23 protein-coding genes are annotated in these 22,021 nt (G+C 68.2%); 8 read left to right on the top strand and 15 right to left on the bottom strand.

Annotation, left to right across the window (positions count from 1 at the left end; translation table 11 throughout):
* Positions 1-6 precede the first annotated feature (6 nt).
* Entirely contained in the window at positions 7-144 is a 138-nt protein-coding gene (locus tag ACIQVZ_RS39590) for a hypothetical protein (protein ID WP_402457169.1), read from the top strand.
* 128 nt (positions 145-272) lie between these two features.
* Here ACIQVZ_RS39590 and ACIQVZ_RS39585 read toward each other — a convergent pair whose 3' ends face one another.
* The 3 genes from ACIQVZ_RS39585 to ACIQVZ_RS39575 all read right to left on the bottom strand — a co-directional run bounded on the left by ACIQVZ_RS39585 (position 273) and on the right by ACIQVZ_RS39575 (position 2,427).
* Positions 273-728 (bottom strand): transposase, encoded by a 456-nt coding sequence (locus ACIQVZ_RS39585; RefSeq protein WP_402457166.1) that lies wholly within the window; start codon positions 726-728, stop codon positions 273-275.
* Positions 729-871: 143 nt separating this feature from the next.
* On the bottom strand, positions 872-1,309 hold the full coding sequence (locus ACIQVZ_RS39580; RefSeq protein ID WP_402457163.1) for an alpha/beta fold hydrolase: 438 nt from the start codon (positions 1,307-1,309) through the stop codon (positions 872-874).
* 32 nt (positions 1,310-1,341) lie between these two features.
* Positions 1,342-2,427, bottom strand: coding sequence for an IS630 family transposase (locus ACIQVZ_RS39575; RefSeq protein ID WP_402457160.1), 1,086 nt, complete (start codon positions 2,425-2,427; stop codon positions 1,342-1,344).
* A 208-nt stretch (positions 2,428-2,635) separates the two neighbouring features.
* Here ACIQVZ_RS39575 and ACIQVZ_RS39570 point away from each other — a divergent pair, with 208 nt between their 5' ends.
* Both ACIQVZ_RS39570 and ACIQVZ_RS39565 read left to right on the top strand, forming a co-directional pair.
* Positions 2,636-3,391 carry a hypothetical protein gene (locus ACIQVZ_RS39570; RefSeq protein ID WP_402457157.1) on the top strand — a complete coding sequence of 252 codons (756 nt, stop codon included), beginning with the start codon at positions 2,636-2,638 and terminating at the stop codon, positions 3,389-3,391.
* Between the two features lie 53 nt (positions 3,392-3,444).
* Positions 3,445-5,019: a hypothetical protein gene (locus ACIQVZ_RS39565; RefSeq protein WP_402457155.1), complete on the top strand. Its 1,575-nt coding sequence runs from the start codon at positions 3,445-3,447 to the stop codon at positions 5,017-5,019.
* Positions 5,020-5,271: 252 nt separating this feature from the next.
* Here the strand turns inward: ACIQVZ_RS39565 and ACIQVZ_RS39560 are convergent, their stop codons facing one another.
* Positions 5,272-5,631: a hypothetical protein gene (locus tag ACIQVZ_RS39560; protein WP_402457152.1), complete on the bottom strand. Its 360-nt coding sequence runs from the start codon at positions 5,629-5,631 to the stop codon at positions 5,272-5,274.
* Between ACIQVZ_RS39560 and ACIQVZ_RS39555 the strand changes: the two genes are divergently transcribed.
* Positions 5,602-6,534 carry a hypothetical protein gene (locus ACIQVZ_RS39555; RefSeq protein WP_402457149.1) on the top strand — a complete coding sequence of 311 codons (933 nt, stop codon included), beginning with the start codon at positions 5,602-5,604 and terminating at the stop codon, positions 6,532-6,534. The two genes, ACIQVZ_RS39560 and ACIQVZ_RS39555, sit on opposite strands and share 30 nt — an antisense overlap.
* Before the next feature lie 190 nt (positions 6,535-6,724).
* Here ACIQVZ_RS39555 and ACIQVZ_RS39550 read toward each other — a convergent pair whose 3' ends face one another.
* Together ACIQVZ_RS39550 and ACIQVZ_RS39545 are read right to left on the bottom strand one after the other, a co-directional pair.
* Positions 6,725-7,864 (bottom strand): helix-turn-helix domain-containing protein, encoded by a 1,140-nt coding sequence (locus ACIQVZ_RS39550; protein ID WP_402457145.1) that lies wholly within the window; start codon positions 7,862-7,864, stop codon positions 6,725-6,727.
* Between the two features lie 19 nt (positions 7,865-7,883).
* Entirely contained in the window at positions 7,884-8,690 is an 807-nt protein-coding gene (locus tag ACIQVZ_RS39545) for a hypothetical protein (protein ID WP_402457143.1), read from the bottom strand.
* 362 nt (positions 8,691-9,052) lie between these two features.
* Here ACIQVZ_RS39545 and ACIQVZ_RS39540 point away from each other — a divergent pair, with 362 nt between their 5' ends.
* Positions 9,053-9,625 carry a hypothetical protein gene (locus ACIQVZ_RS39540; RefSeq protein WP_402457140.1) on the top strand — a complete coding sequence of 191 codons (573 nt, stop codon included), beginning with the start codon at positions 9,053-9,055 and terminating at the stop codon, positions 9,623-9,625.
* Between the two features lie 134 nt (positions 9,626-9,759).
* Here ACIQVZ_RS39540 and ACIQVZ_RS39535 read toward each other — a convergent pair whose 3' ends face one another.
* The gene (locus ACIQVZ_RS39535) at positions 9,760-10,749 is read right to left on the bottom strand and encodes a helix-turn-helix domain-containing protein (RefSeq protein ID WP_402457137.1); all 990 of its coding nucleotides are present in this window, start codon (positions 10,747-10,749) and stop codon (positions 9,760-9,762) included.
* Positions 10,750-11,748: 999 nt separating this feature from the next.
* Between ACIQVZ_RS39535 and ACIQVZ_RS39530 the strand changes: the two genes are divergently transcribed.
* Positions 11,749-12,300, top strand: coding sequence for a hypothetical protein (locus ACIQVZ_RS39530; RefSeq protein WP_402457135.1), 552 nt, complete (start codon positions 11,749-11,751; stop codon positions 12,298-12,300).
* On the opposite strand, the gene ACIQVZ_RS39525 is transcribed toward ACIQVZ_RS39530, so the two are convergent.
* The 4 genes from ACIQVZ_RS39525 to ACIQVZ_RS39510 are packed head-to-tail and all read right to left on the bottom strand — an operon-like array spanning position 12,266 to position 16,848.
* Positions 12,266-12,898 carry an IS5 family transposase gene (locus tag ACIQVZ_RS39525; RefSeq protein WP_402457133.1) on the bottom strand — a complete coding sequence of 211 codons (633 nt, stop codon included), beginning with the start codon at positions 12,896-12,898 and terminating at the stop codon, positions 12,266-12,268. The genes ACIQVZ_RS39530 and ACIQVZ_RS39525 overlap by 35 nt on opposite strands.
* A 50-nt stretch (positions 12,899-12,948) precedes the next feature.
* Positions 12,949-13,437, bottom strand: coding sequence for a hypothetical protein (locus ACIQVZ_RS39520; RefSeq protein WP_402457130.1), 489 nt, complete (start codon positions 13,435-13,437; stop codon positions 12,949-12,951).
* A 40-nt stretch (positions 13,438-13,477) separates the two neighbouring features.
* A complete protein-coding gene (locus tag ACIQVZ_RS39515) occupies positions 13,478-15,814 on the bottom strand; it encodes a tyrosine-type recombinase/integrase (protein ID WP_402457128.1) in 2,337 nt (778 codons plus the stop codon).
* Positions 15,811-16,848 carry a tyrosine-type recombinase/integrase gene (locus tag ACIQVZ_RS39510; RefSeq protein ID WP_402457125.1) on the bottom strand — a complete coding sequence of 346 codons (1,038 nt, stop codon included), beginning with the start codon at positions 16,846-16,848 and terminating at the stop codon, positions 15,811-15,813. The genes ACIQVZ_RS39515 and ACIQVZ_RS39510 overlap by 4 nt, the downstream gene beginning before the upstream one ends.
* Positions 16,849-17,010: 162 nt before the next feature.
* On the opposite strand from ACIQVZ_RS39510, the gene ACIQVZ_RS39505 reads away from it, so the two are divergent.
* Complete coding sequence (locus ACIQVZ_RS39505; RefSeq protein ID WP_402457122.1) at positions 17,011-17,268, top strand: DUF6221 family protein; 258 nt, start codon at positions 17,011-17,013, stop codon at positions 17,266-17,268.
* Between the two features lie 230 nt (positions 17,269-17,498).
* Here ACIQVZ_RS39505 and ACIQVZ_RS39500 read toward each other — a convergent pair whose 3' ends face one another.
* The 4 genes from ACIQVZ_RS39500 to ACIQVZ_RS39485 form a co-directional block, all read right to left on the bottom strand.
* Positions 17,499-17,834, bottom strand: a complete 336-nt coding sequence (locus ACIQVZ_RS39500; RefSeq protein WP_402457119.1) for a DUF5132 domain-containing protein — start codon at positions 17,832-17,834, stop codon at positions 17,499-17,501.
* A 563-nt stretch (positions 17,835-18,397) separates the two neighbouring features.
* Complete coding sequence (locus ACIQVZ_RS39495; protein ID WP_402457116.1) at positions 18,398-19,174, bottom strand: MucR family transcriptional regulator; 777 nt, start codon at positions 19,172-19,174, stop codon at positions 18,398-18,400.
* Positions 19,175-19,188: 14 nt separating this feature from the next.
* Positions 19,189-19,494, bottom strand: coding sequence for a hypothetical protein (locus ACIQVZ_RS39490; protein ID WP_402457114.1), 306 nt, complete (start codon positions 19,492-19,494; stop codon positions 19,189-19,191).
* Positions 19,495-20,168: 674 nt separating this feature from the next.
* Positions 20,169-20,465, bottom strand: a complete 297-nt coding sequence (locus ACIQVZ_RS39485; protein WP_402457111.1) for a hypothetical protein — start codon at positions 20,463-20,465, stop codon at positions 20,169-20,171.
* Between the two features lie 446 nt (positions 20,466-20,911).
* On the opposite strand from ACIQVZ_RS39485, the gene ACIQVZ_RS39480 reads away from it, so the two are divergent.
* A complete protein-coding gene (locus ACIQVZ_RS39480) occupies positions 20,912-21,502 on the top strand; it encodes a hypothetical protein (RefSeq protein ID WP_402457108.1) in 591 nt (196 codons plus the stop codon).
* The last annotated feature ends 519 nt before the right edge of the window (positions 21,503-22,021 follow it).

The raw sequence follows: 22,021 nt of genomic DNA, 5'->3' as shown, positions 1-22,021 counted from the left end.
CGCGCACTGTGGGCGGCGTCCGGGATCGACCCACAGGCACCCGGCGTCTTCACCGAGACCGACGCAGCACGGGCCGTCGCGGCCCTGGTGGAGCAACTGGGCACGCACCGGGTCTGGGAACGCTTCCCTGCCGGGGCGCACTGAGCCTGCCGGTCGCCGGGGCCGGCTGGAGCAGGCGCTTCGGTCGGCCCCGGGGCGGCGATGCTGCCGCGACGTACGGCCGATATGCCCGTTTCGCGCGCCGCGATGTGGGACACAGGCCGGAAAGGGCCTCAGCACGCCCCCGCGAAGCGAGGAGTGATGATGAAGGCCTTGACCTGGCACGGCAGGCGAGATGTCCGCGTCATCAGCGTTCCCGATCCGGTCATCAACGATCCGACCGACGTGGCCATCAAGCTGACCACCAGCGGACTGCGCGGTTCCGACCTCCACCCCTGGAAGTCGCCGGGCGTGGCCCGCCACTTGATTCCGTTATCGACCAGGTAGTGGATGGCGTCCAGCATCGTCCGGTGGCAGTCCGCCTCCGGCTGCCCGCCCCGTCCTTGAAGCCATCCCGGCACCGGCGGCAGCGACCGCACCACCGCCCACTCGGCGTCCGACATGTCGGTGGGGTAGCGACGCTCGCGCATCCCGTTGTCGCCGGCGTTTCCGAACCGGTGAGCCAGGCAGTCACACTCGAGAGTGTCCGGACTGGACTCCGCTGCCGCAACTGCGAAAAACAGCAGCACCAGGGTCTCCTGGACCGCTCGTTGGCGTAGACACCCTCCGAGCTACCACGAAGCCCTGCTTTCATGCCCGCCACCCACCGCGATCACCCGATCGAGACTCCCGTTCGACCAACGCTCCTCAAGATCGGAACAACAACAGCCACTCAGGCCTTCAGGGCGCCGAGCGGCAGGTGCCGGGCCGGCTGCTCGGCGGCGAAGAAGTCCAGCAGCAGCCGGCTAACCAGCTCGGGCTTCTCGATTGGCGCCGTGTGCGAAGTACCGGGCAGTACGGCGAGTTGGGCGTCTGGCAGCGCCTTGACCATGGCGGCGCTGTGCTCGATCCGGACGCCGTCGTCGTCACCCTGCATCACCAGCACCGGGATGGGCAGCCCGGTCAGGGCGTCGAGCCCGATGTCGGGCTCCTCGCGCCACATCTGTAGCCACTTCTCGAAGACGACCGGGAAGTGCCCGGGCCCGTCGGGTGAGAGCGGCTCGTGCTGCGGGCGGAACATCGACTCCAGTAGACCGGTGTTGGCATCGTCAACCATCGCCAGGTCGGCCTCGGTCCCGCCGTCGCGGCAGACTCCGGTGCTGATCAGCACCAGCTTGCGGACCAGGTCCGGGCGGCCCGCGGCTAGTGACCTGGTTCGGAGATACGTGAGCAGTAGCGGCAGATCCGGTCGATGATCTGGTCGGCGGTCTTGGTCCACTTGAACGGCTTGGCGCTCTCGTTCCAGACCTTGATCCAGCCTTCGACACTGGCCTTGAGATCGTCCAGCGAACAGTGGACCCCGCGTTCGAGGCAGCGCCGCTCCAGTTCGGCGAACCACCGCTCGACCTGGTTGATCCACGACGAGTACGTCGGCGTGAAGTGCAACTGGAAGCGCGGGTGCGCCAGCAGCCAGCGGTGCACCACGGGAGCCTTGTGGGCCGAGAGGTTGTCGCAGATCACGTGGACCGCCAGACCGGGCTCGGTCTGGCGGTCGATCTCGTCGAGGAAGTCCCGGAAGTCCACCGCCCGGTGCTGGGCCGATACCTTCCCGATCACCTTCCCGGTCGCGACGTCGAGTGCCGCGAACAGGTCCAGGGTGCCGTGGCGGACGTAGTCGAAACTGCGGCGCTCGGACACTCCGGGCAGCATCGGCAGCACCGGCGCGGTCCGCTCCAGCGCCTGGATCTGCGGCTTCTCGTCGACCGCGAACACCACCGCGTTCGCCGGCGGAGCCAAGTAGAGCCCGACCACGTCCCGGATCTTGTCGATCAGCAGCGGATCCGGGGAGACCTTGAACACCTCGGTGCGCCAGGGCTGAAGGCCGAACGCGTGCCAGATCCGCAGCACGCTGGACGGCGAGATGCCGACCCTGCGGGCCAGCTCTCGCTTGGACCAGTGCGTGCCACCCTTCGGGACCTCCTCCAGGGTCCGCACCACAACCTCCTCCACCTGGGCGTCGGTGATGGTGTGCGGAACGCCGGGCCGCGGCTCGTCGGCCAGACCATCCAGGCGGTCGCGCAGGAACCGTGCCCGCCATCGGTTGACCGTCCCCCGGTTGACTCCCAGCCGGGCGGCCACCGCGATGTTGCTGCCGCCCTCCGCACACGCCAGCACGATCCGCGCCCGCGTCGCGAGCCCCTGGGCGGTCCTGCGACGGTTCGCCCATCCCTGCAAGGTCAGCCGCTCCAGGTCGGACAGGACCAGCGGCTGCAGTCGGTTGTCACCCATACCGTCAGCAGACCGCCGAGCCGGCGTTACGTCACCACCCGCAGCAACAACCACGCCAAAACTAAAACGCAACGCACCTCACGTGGCGACCGCAGATCTCAAGACCAGGTCGCTAGTCCACCACCCCCTGCTCGCTGAGTCCATCGCGCACCGGGGTCGGGTCACGGGACCGTCCCCTCTTCACCGTGCGTGCTGGAGGAGACTCGCGATGCCCAAGTACAACCGTTCCCAGAAGGCCGCCGCCCGCAGGCGCAAGGCCGCTACCGGCATGTCTCTGTCGGCGGCCGCAGGCGGCACCGGCCACCGGCACCAGGGCCCCGACCTCACCGTGCTGAAGACCCTGCCGCACGCGGCAGGCCGGCCGGTCAACACCCGCCTGGCCGCTGCCGTCGTGGCCGCGTGCCGAGCCGGCTGCCGGCCCTGCCAGGCCTCTGCGATCCCCGTGCTGGTCGCCGACCGGCCGACCGTCGCGGCGCTCGCCAGCGCCGCGTTCGACAACCCGCTCACGCGCCTGGTCGGGCCCGGCATGTTCGTCTCCGAGCCCACCCGGGCCTGGTGGGCGGCGGCGCACGACGCCGGGAACGACCCGGACCGCGCCCGGGCGGGCTTGGTCCTGCTGAAGGCGATGACCGAGACCCAGGCCACCGAACTGCTGAACGACGCCCTCGAGTACTGGGCCGCGGGCGCCCATCCCGACGACGAGCCGGACGCGCCCGGCATCCAGGTCATCACCCTGGACGATCTCGGCATCGACCCGTCCGGCCCCGAACCCGAGGGCGGCATCTACGGGGTGATGCTCCAGCAGATCGTCCTGCCCGGCCACCCGCCGCTGCCGATGCTCACCCTCTACCCCGAAACCCCGGCCGCCGGCCTCGAAGACCTGCGCCGTCGCACGAGATCTCCATCGATCCGCGTGCCTACCGGTGCTCGGACCTGGTTGCCCAGCTCGCCGACGAGTGGCTGAAGCTCGTCCACTCGACGGCGCTCCGTGGCGGCGGCCGACGCTATGCCTACGCGGTGACGGGGCTCGCTAAGTTCGTCGACGAGCATGTTCCGTCGCTGGGCCTGGCCCCGGAGGAGGTTCGGCTGGACAGCGAAGCGGTCGATCTTGTGCAGGTCATGTACGCGTGGGAGGCATCCATGCGCCAGGAGTACGGGCTGGAGTCCCCCGTTCCGTACTCTCGGACGACCGCCGTGCTGGCCTTGGTCGGGAACCGGGCTGCTGTCGATGCGGCGGTGTCCGAGGATCTACGGCTTCGAGCTCAGGCGCCCGCGGCCTACCGGAGGCCGCCCATCGAGCCGTTGGACGAGTACGACAACGCTGAGCGGATCGCACTGCGGGACGCGGCTCGGGCTGGCCTCCGCGCGCTGGAAGAGCGCCTGGCCCGGGGACGGGAACTGCTGGCGGCCGGTGTCGATCCGCGGGAGGGCGGGTGGAACGAGCCCGCCAATCTCGTGTGGGCGGCCAGGGCGAGGCTTCTCAACTCCCAGGTCCTCGAGGAGAACCTGCCTCATGCCCTGAAGTGGTGGCCGCAGCCAGTGCGTGACCTGATGCCCACAAAGTCGCCTGACGGTCGTCCTGTCCTGCCTCCCGGGGTCCGCTCACTGAGCAGTGAGGTCGCACAACTGCTGTTCCCGGACGACATGGACCTGCATCCATTCCGGGTCCTTCTGCTGCTGGCCATGACGGACACCACGCCGGAAGAGCTCAACGATCTACATCTGGACGATGTGGAGTTCGTTGACGGCGGGGTGCGGGTGGTCCAGCAGAAGAACAGGGCCAACCGGGTCCGCGCAGACCTGCACCCGGAGACCGAGGAGAGCGTCGAACCGGCCCCGGAAGCCGAAGAGGGAACACTTTTCACCGGCGCGGGCACGTGGGACGTGCCGGGGCTGTTCCGCCGTCTGATGGCGGCGACGGCGCTCACCAGAGAGGCCTTCCCGGAGGCTGACCCCTGGTTGTTCCTGGCGGTCATCCGCGACCAGAAAGGCACCGGGTTCACCGCCGAGGTGTCCTCGTTCGCACGGCAGGGCTGCCGCTTCACCCACTGGATCGGCGGTCAGAGCGACGCCGAGGGCAGGCCACTGAAGATCTCCGAGCCGCACGACGTCAGGCGCCTGCGCAAGACGGCCAAGGTCGTACGCGCGACGGTGTTGGGTGGCACGGTCAGCGACTTGGCCGGCGACGACCACCACGTGGAGGTCTACCGCGGTCACTACGCGCACGGAACTACGGCGCACGTCCTGGCGGGCCACGCGATCAACCAAGCCCAGCAGTGGGTCTTCGGCCGCACCGTCCAAGCACCCGTGATCGTCACCGAAGAGGCCGAGGCCCACCTCGAGGACCCAGAGGTCGCCGCAGACCTCGGCTTGGACGCCGCGCAGGCCAAGGCGATGCTCTCGGGCGAACAGCGGCCGACGCTTCTTCGTTTTCCCCGACCTGGCCGAGTCGGACGACGACCCCTTCGGCCACGTCGGGCTTCACGAGACCAACGCCAGTCAGCAGGCAGCGCAGCCCGGTACCGCCGAGGTCCCCGCCAATCCCGAGAGCAAGGGAGGGCTGGTAGGTCAGCTGATTGGCCTGCGCGGTAAGAGCGTGGTGCTGACGCCCGACGGGAAGTCGGCCACGATGATCGCCGACACCCTGGGAGTGCCGCACACTGAGCGATTCCGGCCCGGGAACACCCTGGACGGCCTCCAGCCGTTCAAGACCGCAGACCACGGCATGCTGCTCGCTCCAAGCCGCTTCGACGGCATGATCTCCCCGACGAGTCGTGCAGCATCATCCTGCTGCACAACCTCCCCGACACCCTTCACTTCCAGGACCAGTTCCTCCAGAACCGGCTACGCGCCGGCCGTGTCGCACTGGAACGGGTCCGCACCCGCGTCATCCAGGGCGCGGGCCGCTGCACCCGCGGCCCGCGTGACTTCGCGCTGGTCATCGTCACCGGTCGCGAACTCCAGCGCTTCCTCTCCCGTCTCGACGTCCGCGAGGGACTCCCGCCCGAGCTTCAGGCGGAAATCGCTTTCGGCCGCGACAACAGCCAGGTGCCCCCATCGGATCTCGTCGCCCTGGCACGTAGCGCTCTCGACCGCGACCAGCTGTGGCAGGAGGAAGCCGAGCCGTACATCGTCGAGCGCCGCTCCGAGTGCGTCAAGCAGGTTCCCGCCTATGTGGGAAAGCTGGCCGCCAGCGCCGAGCACGAGGTCATGGCATGGCAGGCCGCCTGGCTGGAAGACTGGGATACCGCTTCCCGCGGCGCGGTACAGGTCCTCGACCTCCTGCCCGGGGACGAGCTGCGCCCGTACCAAGCGATGTGGGCCTACCTCGGGTCGGTCTGGGCTCGGTTGGCCACCGGCGCGCCGGGTGCAGCGGCGCGCGCCGAGCAGCTGCTGGAGCGGGCCCGGAAGGCCGCCATCGGTACCACGTGGCTGCGGGAGCTAGAGGGCCATGCGGAGGCCGAGCCGGAACTCAGTACCGTGGACACGGAGGCCGTGGCGGCCGTCGCCGAGGCGTACCGGTCGTCCCCGAAGCTGAAGACGGCCGCCAAGTTGGACCTGTTCGTCAACGAGATGCTGGCTAACCTCCGCGAGCAGTACTCCGTGAAATACGAGGCGGGCCTGGTCTCACTGGGGGAGTTGCTGGGTGCCCGCTCATTCAAGCCGCTGGGCCAGGGACGCACGGACGCGGCGTGGCTGTGGCCGTCCTGCTGGATCACGGTCGAGGCCAAGAGCGAGCAGAAGTCCGAAGGAGGCGTCAGCCTCAAGTACATCCGGCAGTCGAACAGCCAGCTCCGGCAGCTCGCCGGCGACGAGCGGGTCGACGAGCCGCCGAGCGGCAGTATCAGCCTCGTCGTCTCCCGTCGCTGGATGGTGAGTGACCTGGCAGTGCCTGCCGCGGAGCACCACCTCTACCTCGTCTCCCCGGACACGATCCTCGCGATCGCCGTACGGACGGCACAGGCATGGACCCAGATTCGCAACGCCGCCCCCGCCGGCGTCGAAGGCGAGGACCTACTCGCCGTAGTCGCGGAGGCCCTGCGCACCAGCCTGGTGCTGCCTTCCTATGTGACGGAGGCAGTGACCGCAGACCCCATCCACCCGTAAGGGCCCGACCGGCTCGCTCCTGGTCGGGCACACGCCTACCGTGCTCCGGGCAACCCCGTGAAAGATCGCGCCAGACCTGCTTGTGAGGCTCAAGTACCTTCCCTGAAGTCCGCCTGCGAGGGTTGGCCCCCGGAGGCGGACTGGGAGTTGTCGACTGATGGGCTGGCGAATGCCAGAACGTAGCTCCTGCTTACCTGACCAGCCTCAGGACAGGCCGCTGATCTTCAGGGACATCCAGCATTTCTCGGACACGTGCAGGCTTCCAGCCGAGTTCCCGCGCTAGCTTCTCTATAGTTAGGCCGCTGTCTTCGGCTGCAAGCTGAAATGCCTGGCGCAGGAGGACTGGCTGTTCACCAGCAAAGCTGCTAACGGGCTCGGGGGTGAAACCGGGCTGTCCATCCAGTGCCCGCAAGCGTTGATAAGTTCTACTGGTTGTCGCGTCCGAGATCAAGCCCAGCTCCCGGCAGCGGTAAATAAGGGAGTGGATCGAGACTCCCCATGTGCGGCGGAGGTCGGCAAGCTGCGCAAGGTCCATACGCCTGGGCAGCAGAGGAAGGATGCTTTCCCGAGGGGTGAGGAATTCTGCAGCAAACGCATCAGCTTCCCGTTCCTGGCGGCTGTCGCCCGTCGCGTCCCCGTGCAAGACCAGGTGCCCAAGCTCATGTGCCGCACTGAATCGGTGACGGTAGACGTCATCGGTCCGGTTGTACGTCAGGACTACCAGCGGGCGCGGGGCACGGGTGGAGAAGGCGTCGACGGTTGCCGCCGAGGTGTCAGCGCTTGGCGGCAGAACAACCACTATGCCGTGGGACTCCATCCGTCGAACGAGATGTGTGACGGGGCCGGTTCCCAGGCCCCACCGACGTCTCAATTCACGTGCTGCGGAAGCGGGCTCAGCGGGAAGGTCTTCCCCTGGATGGACCTCCCCGCCGGCGAATCCGGGGAGGTCCACAAATGGCATCTGAATGCGCTTCTCCAGCGCGAAAGTGATCTCCCAGATTTGCTCAGCGAATGCCAGGGATCGCTCTCTTTGTGCTTTAGGTGTGCTTCGCAGGCTCCGGAAATGCGCCATGGACGAGTCGAGCCGATTGCTGGGCCTGCCGGCCAGGAAGAACTGCATCGGAACATCTAGGAATTCGGCAAGTCTGGGAATCAGTTCCGGGCGAGGCTTTGATACTCCTGTCTCGTACTGTCCTACGGCAGCAGGAGTAACACCCAGATAGGCCGAGACATCCTTCTTCGTCATCTCCGCCAGTCGCCGGGCCTGGGTCAGGCGGGCAGGGTCGAACCCGTCACAGATGGCGCGTGGAGTGACTCCGCGCTCCTCCATGCCTGGGATCAGATCTTGCTTACTTCTCATTGTCTTCGTTCGCTCGGGGCTCGATCGGCTGCTCTTCGGTCTCAGGGGCCAGGTCCAGCTTCACATCGCTGTCCGGGCGGGACGACAGGAATACCGGCGGCTCCTCACCCTGGTCGAAGCTCGTGAGCGTCTCGGACACGGTCGCACCCTGCTCCGGCACGGAGTGCAGCTTGATCTGCCTCGTCGCCTGGTCAGGAACGGGCAGAGCCTCGGGAGTGGATGCCCACTGGAGGGTCGTGCCGTCGATCCCCAGAGAGGCTACCCCCCAGTAGGACTCCAGCAGGTCACCGACATTGCAGGCGAACGGCACCAGTACGAGCTTCGTGTCGGGCGGCAGATCGGCCAAGCCGACCCGCAGAGCGAGGACGTCATCCTCTGTCTCGAACCCGTCGAACTCGAGAGCCTCTTGGAAGGTGTCGGGAGCGGTGCCGAAGTTGGCCAGCAGTTCCTTGATCAGAACCGAGGTATGCGGGATCCGGGCAACCCGGACATCCGCCTGCGTCTTGGCATACCGGAACGGATAGATCAGCCCCTTGCCGACCAGCACGAGTTCGAAGCCGAAGCCGCGGGGCTTGACCAGACGGGCGCCGGGAATGGTGATCAGCTCGTCGGCGATTCTCTCGAACTGCCCGGTGTAACGGGCCGCGCCGTACGGGTGAGCCGGCCGGACCCCAGCTTCCTCCTGTGCCGCGCGCGCATTGGCGTGCATGTTCCGCAGCCCCTGCCCGAGTCCATTCCGGACCTTGTCTGCGTTCTTGTCGAACAGCTGCTGCTGCCACGGCACGGCCTCGTACATGCGTCTGATCCCCTTTCGGACAGGAACTTCTCAGCTGAGCAGATCACGATCGTCAGCACTTTAGTTGATCTACGGCACATTGCACAAGTGCTTCAGGGGGTGGGCGTGTCGGGCTGTGGCGCAGGAGCCGCACCGGCCAGAGGCGGCCGGTCTGGTTGGCCGGCCAACGAGGCGCCCAGTCCCTCTGGACGCTGCATGTGCGTGCGCGCGTCGCCGGTCCAGCCCCTCTCAGGGCTTCGCGGAGTCGCCGGGTACGGTGCTGACTGGACACGGCCGGGCGATCGAGGGGCCTGGCAACGACGGCGAAACGGGGGCCCATGCGGAACCAGTTCGGGGGCGGCTGCGCCACATGCTCTGTGTGGGTGTTCGAGGGAGGCGGCTTCCTCCACAAGGCAGACGGCGGCTGGTTGGTGAAGTGCGCAACCTGTCATGACCTTGGGGTGCTCTATGAGTCCGAGGAGTTCGACCCGGCAGACATCGGTCTGCACCTGCCCAAGGTGCGCTCGCCGTTGACCGCAAGGTTCGTGTCTCTGCGTGTCCTCGCACTGACCCGCGAGTGCTGGAAGTGCCAGAGGGAAACGACATGCCTGGCCGGCCTGTACCCGGAGAGGCCGGCGCGCGGGTTCAGCTCTCTGCACATGGGCGACGAGGACACGCTCGCTCTTACGCAGAAGCTGCTGCAGCAAGGCGGGCGGCCAGATCTCGCCGCGACGATCAAGAGCCGGTACAGCAGCACCATGGGGTCGTGGTACCTGTCCGTCGGCTGCGTCCACTGTGACGCCCTGCAGGGTGACTTCTACCTGCAGGACGAGGTCACCGAACGTCTCCATCTACACGGGTTGGGCGGCCTGGAGAACCTGTTGGTCGTTGATTGCCCGGTTCTCGACTGGTATCCGGTGATCCACCAGAACAGCGGCGGGATCTGGATTGATTGACAGCCAGCGGCCAGATGACTTCCCGTCAGGTGGCCGTCCCCGGGGATCCATCTGGCCGCTGACAAGGTAGCCAGTCCAGGGCCAGGCAGCGGCTGGCACCCAGTCCGCTCACGCACGCGGACAGGCCATCCGATTCAGACTCCTCCCAGGACATCCATCAATGACAGCTGCCCCTCGGACGAATCTCGTACCTCCGTGCGCGGCTTGCGGTTGTGTGGAGATTGCCCCTCGCGATTCTGTCCCGGCCAACGAACGAGCCAGGGCACCACCTGCAAGTCGTGGCCACAGGACACACACCACACGTGTTCCCCCCAGCGTGCCGCCATGTCCGAGTGAGTTGTCACGAGCTGGCCGCAGCCGACGCATGGCACCCCGGGACGCTGCCTGGAGCTGGCTCTCTGCTCTTCATACGCCACAGCTGCGGGGAGCGTCCGAGCTTTGCCCCTCCCGGTTGGCGCGGACGGAGCACGGGTCCCATCGAGTCGAGCACTGACTCCTTGCGAGGAGTGGACAGTCCCTGCAGACGAGGTAGCGGCATGCGGACTTGGGCGGCCTGAGGGTCGGCGTCTCGAATCCGCACGGTCCCACGCTTGGCCCCATGCTTCGAGCGCAGCTCCACGAACTCCGCACGCTTGAGCGAAAGTGAGTACGAAGTCGCGGCGAGGCGGAGACTTCCGGTTGAGGACGCGGCCGACTGTCGCATGCGGAAGTCGGCCAAATCCCCCTACCCGCTCGCTGAGTTCCCTGTATGGCCGACAGCCGTCCTTCGCATAGAGGGCCAGTAAGGCAGCGTGCAGGTCGGCGAAGTTGTCGATGACGTGGATGTGCACAGCTTCGCGCTTGCCTCGGGCATCCTCAGCAAGTGCCTCACGCCGGGCTCGCTTCCAAAGCCGCTCCGCCTCGGCCAGGTCCGTTCCGCAGGCTTCCGCAAATGCGAGGACCACAGCCAGCTTGGGCACGCTGCCGCCAGAGGCCGCACGGGTGAGGGTGTCACCGCTGTAACGGGTGCGCTCGGCGAGGCGCGTATAGGTCAGCCCAGTGCTCTCGCGCCGGGCACGCAGCCACGACGCGAGAGCCTGAAGCGACTTGCCACACGCGCCGATTGGATTCTCTCGGCGCCCCATGGTTATGACTGCCCGCACCTCGATGCCGCAGGCTCCAGCGCCCCCAGTCGCAGCCGTCGCAGCAGATACGCGCCGAGCGCGCAAGACTCGGCGATCAGGACTGACGCCGCGTGGGATTTAATGCCCGTCGCGGCCAGTGCAACGCTTGACACCAGTACCACGACGATGACGATCGTCTCGCGGTAGCCGAAGGGCTTGTCATTCTCTGCGCAAACGGCCTTACTCAAGCGCCGATTCATAGTCCAGCCTTCCCGTTCTGTGGGCTCCAACATCTAGGCCCTGAGCTGCGGTTGCCGACGTCGCTCAGGCCTGACTCGATGGTGGCACCAGGCTGAGAGGAATCCCAAGTTTGATCTTGCCCACCGCCACTTTTTCCGCACGCGTGTCTCAGACTGGGGCGCTCCCCAGGCTTGCACTTGATTCGTGCGTTTGCGCTGGTCGTGTGCTTGGCGCAATTGGATTCCCGCAGCCTTGTCCCGTTAGGAGTTGACCCAGCCGGGCGTCGTCATCCACTGTGGCTTGAGAAGACTCCGGGATCGGCCGTCAGCCGGTTCCGGCCCCCGGGCGCTGTGGGCTCCACCCAGGATTCGGGGAACCGAGGGAGGGTCACGTTGCCGCGAGGACCAGCTCTCATCCCGTGCCGCACACAGTTGACCTGTGTGCGGCACCTTCAGCTCTAAGCACTCAGCCGTTACTGCACCATCGGCGTGCGCCGACCACGGCTATCGGATCCTGCAGTTGATGTGGGGGACACAAAGCCTGAACCAGAGGTCAGACGAAGCGGGCGCTACTCAAACAGTCGATCACGCTCTTGAGCCGGCCGCCGACATGCCGCTAAGGTCGCCAAGCGCCATCTCACGAACTGGATCTCTGAAAAAAGTCTTCAGAAGCTGTTGTCGTACCGAACTTGATTGGCGTGTTTCCGCAGCTCAGGCATGATGTCGGCGTCGGCGAGGCATGCTCGGGCCGTTGGGTTGTCTCGCTGGTGGAGGTGCCGGGATGGCGTCGGTCGTGGGTCTTCTTGAAGAGCGGGAACTGGCTGCGCGGGAGCGCGTGGAAGAGCTTCGGGAAGTGGCCGACCGGGTGCTCGCCGAGCTTGCGGAAGCGGAGACGACCTGGCACGAGTGGCTGATCGCCAGGCAGCGCGTCGACGAGGTCCTGTCCGTGCCGCGGCCGCCGGAGGCAGGTGGGGCCGGTTCTGGAGCCGGTGGGCCTTCAGTGTCGGAGCCCGCCACGAAGGCGCCCGCCGAGGTTCCCGCGCCGAGGGCTGTTCGAGCGGGCTCGATCGTCCCGGTGTGGCGTCCCGCGCTGTCCGTGGACGTGCTCGCTCCGGACTACCGGCGCATCCTCGCCGTGCTCGCCGGGCAAGGGGCCGGCCGGGACGCGGTGATGACGTGCCAGGAGATCGCTGCCGCACTCGGGTTGGAGCAGGACCCGGCCAGCGTGGAAGGGGTCCGGTCGAAGATGAAGCGGCTGGCGGACCGGGGCTGGGCGGTCGAGTCCGCCCCGGGCCGGTTCACGCTCGCCGCCGGGCCAGCCGCCGCGTCATGAGCATCGTCATCGACCACAGCACCATCTGCTCGTGGACGGCGGGCAGTGTCTCGTAGTCGCGCACCAGGCGCCGCGAGCGCATCAGCCAGCTCAGGGTCCTCTCCACCACCCAGCGCCTCGGCAGCACCACGAAGCCGGAGACATCGTCGGTCCGCTTGACGATCTCAAGGGCCAGTCGCAGCTTCTCCATCGCCCAGATGACCAGGCGACCCGCGTAGCCGCCGTCGGCCCAGACCAGGACGATCTTCCGGTAGCGGGCCCGCACGCGCTCCAGCAGCGGCATCGCGGCATCCCGGTCCGTCACGTTCGCGGCGGTGACCATCACGGCCAGTAGCAGCCCGAGGCAGTTGACCACGATGTGGCGCTTGCGCCCCGGCACCTTCTTCGCCCCGTCGTATCCGCGTGAGGCCGCTGGTACCGAGGCCGCCGCACGAAGGGACTGCGCGTCGATCACCGCGGCGGTCGGCTCCGGGTCGCGGCCGGCGTCCTCGCGGACCAGGCCCCGCAGTCGGTCGTGCAACTCGGCCAGCAGGCCCCGCGCGTGCCACCGCCGCACGAAGGCGTAGACGCGGTCCCAGACGGGGAAGTCCGCCGGCATCGCCCGCCTTATGTGGAATCTGATTTGTCAAGGTTCGTGGGGCTCTGCGGTCAGTCGAGTGATGGATCGGCCAGTGTGACCACTCGGTCCAGGACCGCTTCGAACCCGAGGACGAGATGGGCCTGGCTTCCGCCCTCGGACGTCATCATCACCGGTTTGCCGAGCTCGCGCCCGATCCGTGCCAGGAGGCTGCAGAGCGCGTCAACACCGGGTTGCCCTTGGAGTTCGCGCAGATCGACGTCGAAGTCGATCTCATCGACGGACATGAATCGGAAGATCGCGAGGACTCCGGACTTCGGCCAGACCCTCAGCTCCGCGATCTCGGAGTCAGCCGGACGGCCGAGCACGGCGGCGGCCGACGGCAGGGGCAGGTCCGTGGAGCCCTCGGAGTACTGCCACTGCCAGTTGCGTGCCTGGATCAGGTGGAATAGGGCCTGCCAGTCCGCGACCGAGGCGTCGGGGACGAAGACGTCGGGAAGGGCACCCATGAGGTCGGGATTGAAGAAGTTCTTGACCTCATCCCAGAGAAGATCCGGCATGCCGTCATAGTGCCTGGTCACGGCCGCGAGCGCAGGTCGATTACGTTGCCGGCCTCTGGTTCACCATGACGATCGGCAGCAGCGTTGCTCCGGAGGGCTTTTCGATCTGCCGGGGTGTCGGTGCGGCCGGGGTGGGGACGTCGGCGAGTCGTTGTAGGAGGCGGTCGAGAGCGGCTTGGCCGTCTTCGACGGCGGCCTGCTCGTCCTCGGTGAGCGGGATGGCGGCGTGCATCTTCTGCAAGTTGGCTTTGGCTTCCAGGAGTTGGGCTTTGGCGGAGTCCTTGGGTGTGTAGAAGTCGCAGCGCGCGCAGGCCATGCGGTGTGGGCACTGTTCGAAGAAGGTGTAGGTGCAGTAGCCGTGGCCGAGGTCGTAGTGCTGCCAGGGTTCGCCGGCTGCGGCTGCGGCTGCGGCGGCGCCGGAGGCGACCGCGTCGCGGTCGACGAGGACTTCGACGGTGCGCATGTTGCGGGAGAAGTAGCCGGCGTCGTCGTAGGCCCTGGTGAGAGTGGTCGGACTGATCTTCGCGTAGAACTGCGTGGACTGCGGTGAACGGTGGCCGAGCCAGGCCTGCAGTTCGAACAGGGTCCTCGGCTCCTTGGCGTTGTAGAGCTGGCTGGCGATGGTGGAGCGGGCCCGGTGACTGGTGATGTTCCCGCGGACGTCGGCGGCGGGGACGCCGGCCTTGCGGCAGAGCATCGGGATGACGGTGTTGTTGATGTAGGCGGATGAGACCTTGCGGGCCCGGACCGCGAACAGCAGGTCCACCATTTCGCCGGTGCGGCGGTCGGTGAACGTCGGCTGACCTGGGCGGAGGGCCTGCCAGGCGTCGAGGGCCTGGCCGAGGATCGGGTCGACGGGCTTGGTGAACGCGGTGCCGGTCTTGTGGGTCGGCACGTCCAGCAGACAGACCGCGTCGCGGACCAGGACCTGCTTCGAGTGGCCCGGGATGGCCCCGCCGTCGTGCTGCCAGCGGATGCAACCCACGCGCAGGCGTGAGATCTCATCGCTCCTCTGTCCGGAGAACAGCCAGGTCAGCGTAACCGCGCGGACCAGCTCCAGCGGGTAGAAGTTCCCGGCCTGGGTCTGCGGGAGGTCGCTGTCCTGCAGGTTCAGTCCGGCCCACATCAGCTTCGCCCAGATCTCGTCAGCGATCACGCGCGGATCCGGTCCGAGCAGAGCCGAGATGCTGCGCGGGGTGCCCAGCGTGCGCTGCGGATCGAACCGCCGCGGTATCCACTCCCACTCCTGGAGATCGCGGAAGAAGGTGCGGACCGCGGTGAGGTGAGCGGCTTTGGTGGGCGCTTCCAGTGGTTTGCCGAGGCGGTCCTTCAGCCCGATGGTGCGCTGGAGGTAGTCGCCCACGTTCATCCGGTCGACGGCTGCGACCCAGGTCGCGCAGGTCTGCCGGGTCCAGGAGGTCGGGTCTGCGGCCTCGGGGTGCTCGGCCTCCAGCCATCGGCCGGCCTTCAGCAGCGTCGCGCGCAGGCCGCCGCGGACGCGGGGCGTGAGCGTGGAGGTGCCGTGCCAACGCTCCACCCAGGCCGCCCAAACCGGTGAACCCCCGCTCGCGCGGGCAGAGTGGTGGCCCGTCAGACGCTGCGGCGGGTCGCAGAACCCCAGCTCGGCGACGGCTCGCTGCATCGCATGCAGCGTATTGCCGCGCGCGGCCGGCAGCAGTTGCCCGCAGCGGACCCGCTCGAACAGATCGGTGCTCAGCTCGTCCAGATGGGGGCTGCGGTTGAGCAGGAACATCTGGCAGGCGACCATCGGCAGCAGCTTGTCGTCGTCGCGGCCCAGACGGTAGCCCCAGCCGGCCAGGACCGCGCGGATCCGGGCGATCTCGCCGTCCACGCGAGCGTGGCCGAAGACGCGCCAGGCCAGGGTGAGACGACTGAAGCTGCCGAGCCGGTAGAAGGCGTTGAAGCCGCCGAGCAGGAAGGCGTGCGCGGCCAGGTGCGGTCGCACGGCGTCGTCCGCCCATCCGGGGGCTGCGTTGCGGAAGCCGCGCTGGTCCTGGCCGAGGAGGCCGGCCCATTCTTCATCGGTCCACGACCAGTAGGAGCAGCGGGTTTCGGCGCACCGCAGCAGCACCACGGCGGTCGCGTCCAGCATCGCCCGGCGGCGGTGCGGCGTGGCCGGTGCCTCCAGCGCGGCGTCGGCGTCGTCGAGCGGCCGCAGCAGCCGCCGGATCTGCCGCCAGCCTCGGGCGGCGGGGTCGTGGCGGGCCAGGCGGCGCAGGTTGTCGGTGCCGAGTTCGACGATGGCGTCCTTCTTAGCGGTCCGGAGCACGGGCGTGGTGTCGTAGCGGGCCGGGTCGATCGGCCACTGCCAGCGGCCCGACTCCTTGGAGCGGTCGGCTGCGGCGGAGGCGGTCATCGGGCCGTCTCCGCGTCGTGGATGCTGGTCAGGGCCTGGATGCGCCAGGCGTGGATGTGCTCCATCCCGCGGGCGAGCTTGTCGGCAAGTTCCCGGCCGGACAGGTGGATGTACTGCAGCGTGGAGTCGGTGTGGCGGTGCCCGGCGAAGGCGGCGATCGTGTGCACCTCCCAGCCCATTCTCGCCAGGTCCGTCAGACACAAATGCCGGGTGGTGTGAGTGGAGAACCGCTCGACCCCCGAGGTCAGCGCGATCCTGCGGACCACCTGGGCGTGGTTGCGCCTCGACTCCGACAGGAACAGCGGCCCGCGGGCCCGGCTGACCTGGGCCCGGTGGGTGAGGTACTGCGACAGCAGCACCCCGGTCGAGGCCGAGTAGGGCACCACCCGCTCCAGCCGGTTCTTCGTTGTCTCCGCCCGTATCCGCAGTGTGCGGTGGGCCGGATCGACATCATCGGTCCGCAGCGAGCACAGTTCCTCGCGGCGCAGGGCGGCGTCGTAGGCCAGGGCCAGCATCACGCGGTTGCGCACTGGCTCGCTCCGGGCCACCTCCAAGACCCGCAGCCACTGCTGTTCGCTGGGGATCCACGGCAGCTTGGTCAGCCGCGGCACCAATCCCCGCTGCTGGCCGCCCGCCCGGCGTCCAGGCGTGTAGCGGCCCCGGCCCACTGGGTTCGACTCGCGCAACCCCTCCTCCATAAGGAAGTCGTAGAACAGGCGGACCGGTACCAGGCGCTGCTGGATCGTGGCGTTCGCCAGCCCCGCCCCCGAGTCGATCGCCACCACGTTCGCACCCCGACGGTGCGGCCGTGACGTCAACTCCCTTACGTAGACGGCGATGTGAGCACAGTTCGCGGTGACCGGGTCGACGTCGTCCCGCTCGCACATCAGCAGGTACTCGGTCAGCCCGCGGGCGTAGGCGTCGATGGTCCTCGGCGCCCGCCCCAGGTCGGCCCAGATCTGCAGCCACACCGCCGCCTGCTCGTGCCAGCCCAGCACGGGCCACTTCTCCGTCAGCAACGTCGTGCCGCTCAAGCTGTCTCCCAAGTCCGTGGTTGCACCGGGGAGACATGATCACCCCGGACAGATTCCACGTAACTTCTAAACTCCTCAAGCGGGCCGGCTACGGCAGAGCCAAACTCGACCTTCTCCGCACCCGAATCCTCCTACGAGTTTGAGCCCACGGAGAATCAACTCATGGACAACCTTCTGAGATTTCTTCACGCCCGTAACATGGCCGACAACCACGCCTATGCCGAGATCGCCTACCGCTTCGGCGGGGACGCTCTCCTTGACAGTCACCTGCCGATGCTCGACCTGGTCGACATGTTGGCTCGAGACCATGAGGCAATGGATTCCTCCGATCCACGCTTCACCGGTCTCACGTACGCCCTCCGCGTTCTCGCACAGTCGTACGTCGAGCACCCCGACTACCGGGCGGAGTGGCGACCATAGGATCGACCAAAGGGAGAGGCCCAGCGCATCACAAGATCTTCGCCAGAGCCCCTTTTTGCGGAGGTCACGGGCGATCCGGCATCGGGCACGACGGATCAATGTGACGGAGCGGGAATTCTGACCGGGCGGCCGATGGGGCCGGAAGGCCCGCGGCCGACCACCGCGCGGACACGGCTCGCGAGCTCGGTCACGGTGTGCGTCCAGGCGGCGAGTCAGGTCACGCCGGTGCGTCAGTGTGCCCTTCCGGCGCCGACGGTCGTACGGACCTTCGAGGCCCTCGTCTCTGCTTCGGCCCGGGAGGCGGCCTCGTCCCTCTCGGCGTTCGGGGTCGCGTTCCCGGCCGCACGATGGCCCTCACCGGGCGCGACCTGAGCCGCCGACACGTCGGCGGCCATCTCGGCCGCGAGGTCGTGAATGTTCTCCCCGGCCTCGTGGGCTGCCTTCTTCACCTCCATGACGAGCCCGACGGACGTCTTGACGACGCCTCGCACCAGCGGCTTGAGAAGACGCTTGACCAGTGGCGAGACGACGAGACCGATCAGGAACGGCGGAACTACGGGCGGCATGGTCTTCCAACCTCTAGACGTATGACAGGGGACCCGGGCACGGCGAACCGCCGGAGCACGCACAGCAGGACCGACGGTAGACCTCATTTTCGGGATTGTCGGCTCACGCCGCGGATTTCCCGCCGAACCGATTTCCTCGCCGATGAGGCCAACCGCCCGGTCCTCCGCCACCGTAGTCGAATCGCTCCCGTCAAAACCAAACATCCCCAACGGGATTCACCCGGCCGAGTGAAATCCGAGTTTTAACCGCTACGAATTCACGAAGGTTTGCCACCCAAGTAGGCCTATCGGCATATTTCTAGCGCAGCAGATCAACTGGCAGGGCGCGTTCTGGGACTGGATCGAGGGCATCGACACCAACCTGCTCGGCTTCGTCATCGTCGGCCTGTTCTTCGCCACCTGGGTCGTCGCCCTGGCGGTCTGGAAGGTGGGCCGGATCGAAGAGAAGTGGACCGCTGGCATGCGTGCCGGCGGTGAGAAGACCGCCGGGTGACCTCGGCCACGTGGGTGCGAGTCCGGCCCTTTCACACCACCGGGCCGGACCCTCTCCGCAGCCTGCCTGCTCATCGCCGCAGGCGGCTCGTCACCCACGGGATGCTGCGCCCGGTGCGAGCGGCGAGTACCGCCAGCGTCGCGCTACCGGCCCGCTCTTGCCGCAGCCACACGACGATGTCGTCGGTACCGACGTGGGAGGCGGTCTCGCGGTCGTTGGCGGAGACCCGGGCGCGCTTGCCTGCCGCCGAGTTGCGGCCGACAGCCCGCAGCGGGATGGCATGCGCGCGCAGGAGATCCCGCAACCGCTCGTTGCCCACGCCCATGGCCCGCGCGGTGGCCTCCTGACTCAGATCGCCGAGAACGTACAGGGCTTGCAAGGCATGCCGCAGGCCGGGCTGGCCAAGTGCGCCAACTCGGGCGGCCAAGCTGGCATCGGCCATCGCGTTCTGGTGCCGCCGCCCTGCGGCGAGTTGCGCCAGCCGTTCACGGGACAGTTCAGGCGAAACGCCGAGCTCTTCGAACGAGCGGCGCGACTCGCGCTGCAACTGCCCGGCGCGCGCCATGTCCTGGCCCACAGCGAAGTCCGCCCGCATCCGGGGCGACGACCTGTACGCGCCACGCTGAGCATCGGACCGAGTGCTGCTCGCAGAACGCGAACTCAGTGGACGTGAGCGCATCAGGCCGAACTGGTCACGGTACTCGGCAGCCGTCATTTCGTGCGCCCGCAGGTGGCATCCCAGCGAGCGGTATCCGCGCCCACAAACGTGGCAGACCACCAGGTCCGCATCGACATCGCGGATCAACCGACCGAAGTCGGGGTGCGCTGGCTCGGGCGACCCGGTCATCGCGCCACCGGAGCCTACGTAGTCAGGACGCTCACCGTGATGCCCAGACGCTCGGAGGCGGACCGCAGTACCTGTTCGCCGAGCACTCGATCGCAGATCAAGGTGACATCACCGTCGAGGGGCCCCGCCGTGCGCGCGGCCTCCCCCTCGATCACCCGCGAGCGGTGTTCGACCGGTTTCTCGCACCACTGGCCGCCCATGCCGCTCGCCCTCAGCGCGGTGCCCTCCTGCGAGCGGCCACACACCACGGCTTGCGAAGGCTGCTCGCTCGGGAGCTCGGTTACACCGGGGCACGGGCCGGCGCTGGCCGGGTTGGGCATGTCGGGGCTCCTCAGCGGTGTTGTAACGGGTGAAAGGAGCCGCAGTCGGGGCCGATGCGTCCTCGCAGTCCTCCCGGCAACGTCTTGCTGCACAGTGGTTGCAACTACAATCTCCATGCAAGTGGTGGGTGGAGCGGGTGTCGGGATCACTGGCGGTACCAGGAACCGAGTCGTCTTGTGAGGAGACCGGAGCCGGACTGGTGCGCCACGGCGTACTGGCCGATCCCACGATGGCGTCGAACCAGGGCGAGCACACGCTTTGCAAGGCCGGACGGCTCGACGGTTGCGTGGCACCGTGAACGCTGCCGCTGGATGGGTGCGGCCCGGACGCGGTCGTGCCCGTGGCCTGGGCGCTCACGAGGTCTGCCCGGGCGGGCGGGGCGACGCCGGTGGCGGTGACCTCCCTGCGCGGCCCTGACCGGCTGAGCCGGTTTGCGGAGAGGCCGCTCACCAAGCCCCTGAGACCGCCGAATGCGGGCACACGGACGCGGCGCGAAACGCCGCGGTGGGCCGTTCGGGTGGTCGTCCCTTGTTCCGGCAGTCCGTCGGCGGAGCGGGTTCGAACGGGAGATGTGCGCGCCGGGAGCACGTACCCGGTGTTGCGGTGCGCACGGGCGGGGTCCGGCCTGGGGGTCGGGCCTCGCCACCCCGCGCAACGCGGGGTCGTGGGGCTGTCAGAGAACGATCAGGCCGAGCCCGAGAAGGCCGTGCCCGTACCCGAGGCCGTTGCTGTCGTGGTGGCCCTGGCCGTAACCGCTGTGGCTGCCGTGGGAGTCTTCGCCGTAGCCGGTGACGTACGAGGCCTGGGCGCTCTCGTTGTAGCTGACGTCCCCGGCCGTAGCCGACACCTGGTGGCTGTAGTCGAACTCGCTGCCCCGCGAGGAGGCGAAAGCGGACCCGGCGGCGGGAACGGCGACGATCCCGGCCGTGAGCAGCATGGTGGCGGCGGTACGGGCTATGTGCTTGTTCATGGTTCCTCAGTTCTCTTGTTGTGGACGGCTGGTGCCGCCGGCTGTGCTCGACGCTAGGCGGTGTGATGTGGAGCCGCGCGTCGGGAGGCCCGAAAGGCTTGAGCGTGGACGGGAAGCGGCTGGCCCTCGTGCCCGGGGGTTCGTGGCCCGGGCCGGGCAGGGGGTGTGCTGGGCGGTGGGCTTGGTTGCCCCGTTCGGGTGGTTGGGCCGGGGTGCGCCCGTCCGCCCCGACGCTGGTGCCGAAGTCACAGGAGAAGGCGTTTGGCGGCAACGGTGGCGGAAGTGTGGTGGCGGTGGTCCTCAGGACGCGACCGGTGTGGGTGCGGCCCGCGGCTGCCGGGGACCGGCAGCAGATCGCGGAGCTGATCGCGGCGGACCAACTGGCCTCCCCTTTCGCCACCGTGTCACCGGGACGGGCATTCGATGTCCGGCACCCAGCCGGGACGGTGGTTGTCGCCCACGACGGCTTCGGTGTGGTCCTGGGCGCGATGGCACTGCACCGCCGGGCGGCTGCGGGGCGTCTGACCGGGGGCGTGTCGTGGCTGCACTGCCGGGAGAGCCCGGAGGTCGCGACCGTCCTTGTCCGGGTGGCGGTTGAGCGAGGCGCGGGACTCGCCGCCGTCACCGCCTTCACCGACCCGGGCCCCGCGGAGCCCGGCCTTCCCGGTCTGCCCCTGCACGACCGGCCGGTGAGCACCGAGGTGTTCGGTGACGCCGGGTTTCGCACGGTGGACCAGTGGCTCCTGCTCCACCGGCCCGGGCGGCGCAGCGCGTCCGAGACCGGCGGTTGCCCGTCGCTGTGGGTCACGCCTGAGGGCGTTCTCCCCGCCCAGCGTCGCCCCGCGCCGCCCGCTCTGGCCCTCGCCGAGTGGCGCGAGCGTCTCCACCGTTCGCTGGAACGCTTCGACCAGACGGGCGGGGGCAGTGCGCTGGCCACCGTCGACCTGCTTTCCCCCGGCGCCTCCGGGCGCTGCCACGTGCTGGAGCAGGCCGGCTTCACAGAGGTCGACCTGCTGCGATCACTGGCGCTGATGTGAGCCCCTCGGGCTGACGGGGGCGGGACACCCGCAAACCGTCGTCAAGGCTCCGGGGCCCAGGCAACCCGCAGGGGTGGAATCGGGGCCGGTCTGGGGGCCTGGACCAAACCGGGGCCGGGCGGGTGCCGAAGACGGGGAGAAGGCGGTCCGGCATCCGGCCGGACCGGCAGGCCGAGACGGGACATGATGGCTGGCGGGCACATCGACACCCGGCTGCTGGAAGAACTCACCGAGGAGTCGCAGGACTTGAACAGCGACGCGTTGCGGATCACGCGCGGCGCGCTGACCGACTTCGAGCAGGCCGGGGTACCGGCGCGCCGCTGGTGGCAGCGCGGCGGCACGCTCGCCGCCGTCGCCGGCGGGTGGGCCTGCTGGGCGCCGCTCGGGCGACCGCGGACTCACCGTCCGCCAGCGCTTCCGCTGGCGACATCATGGCGCTGCAGACCGCCGCGTCGATCGAGAACCTGGCGATCAGCGTCTACCAGACCGCGGCCGGGCTGCCGTTCATCAAGGACGGCA

The sequence above is a fragment of the Kitasatospora sp. NPDC098663 genome, assembly GCF_044760075.1.
Taxonomy (GTDB): Bacteria; Actinomycetota; Actinomycetes; order Streptomycetales; family Streptomycetaceae; genus Kitasatospora.
The sequence above is the reverse complement of the archived record's forward strand: the minus strand, read 5'-3'. Positions and strand labels throughout refer to the sequence as shown.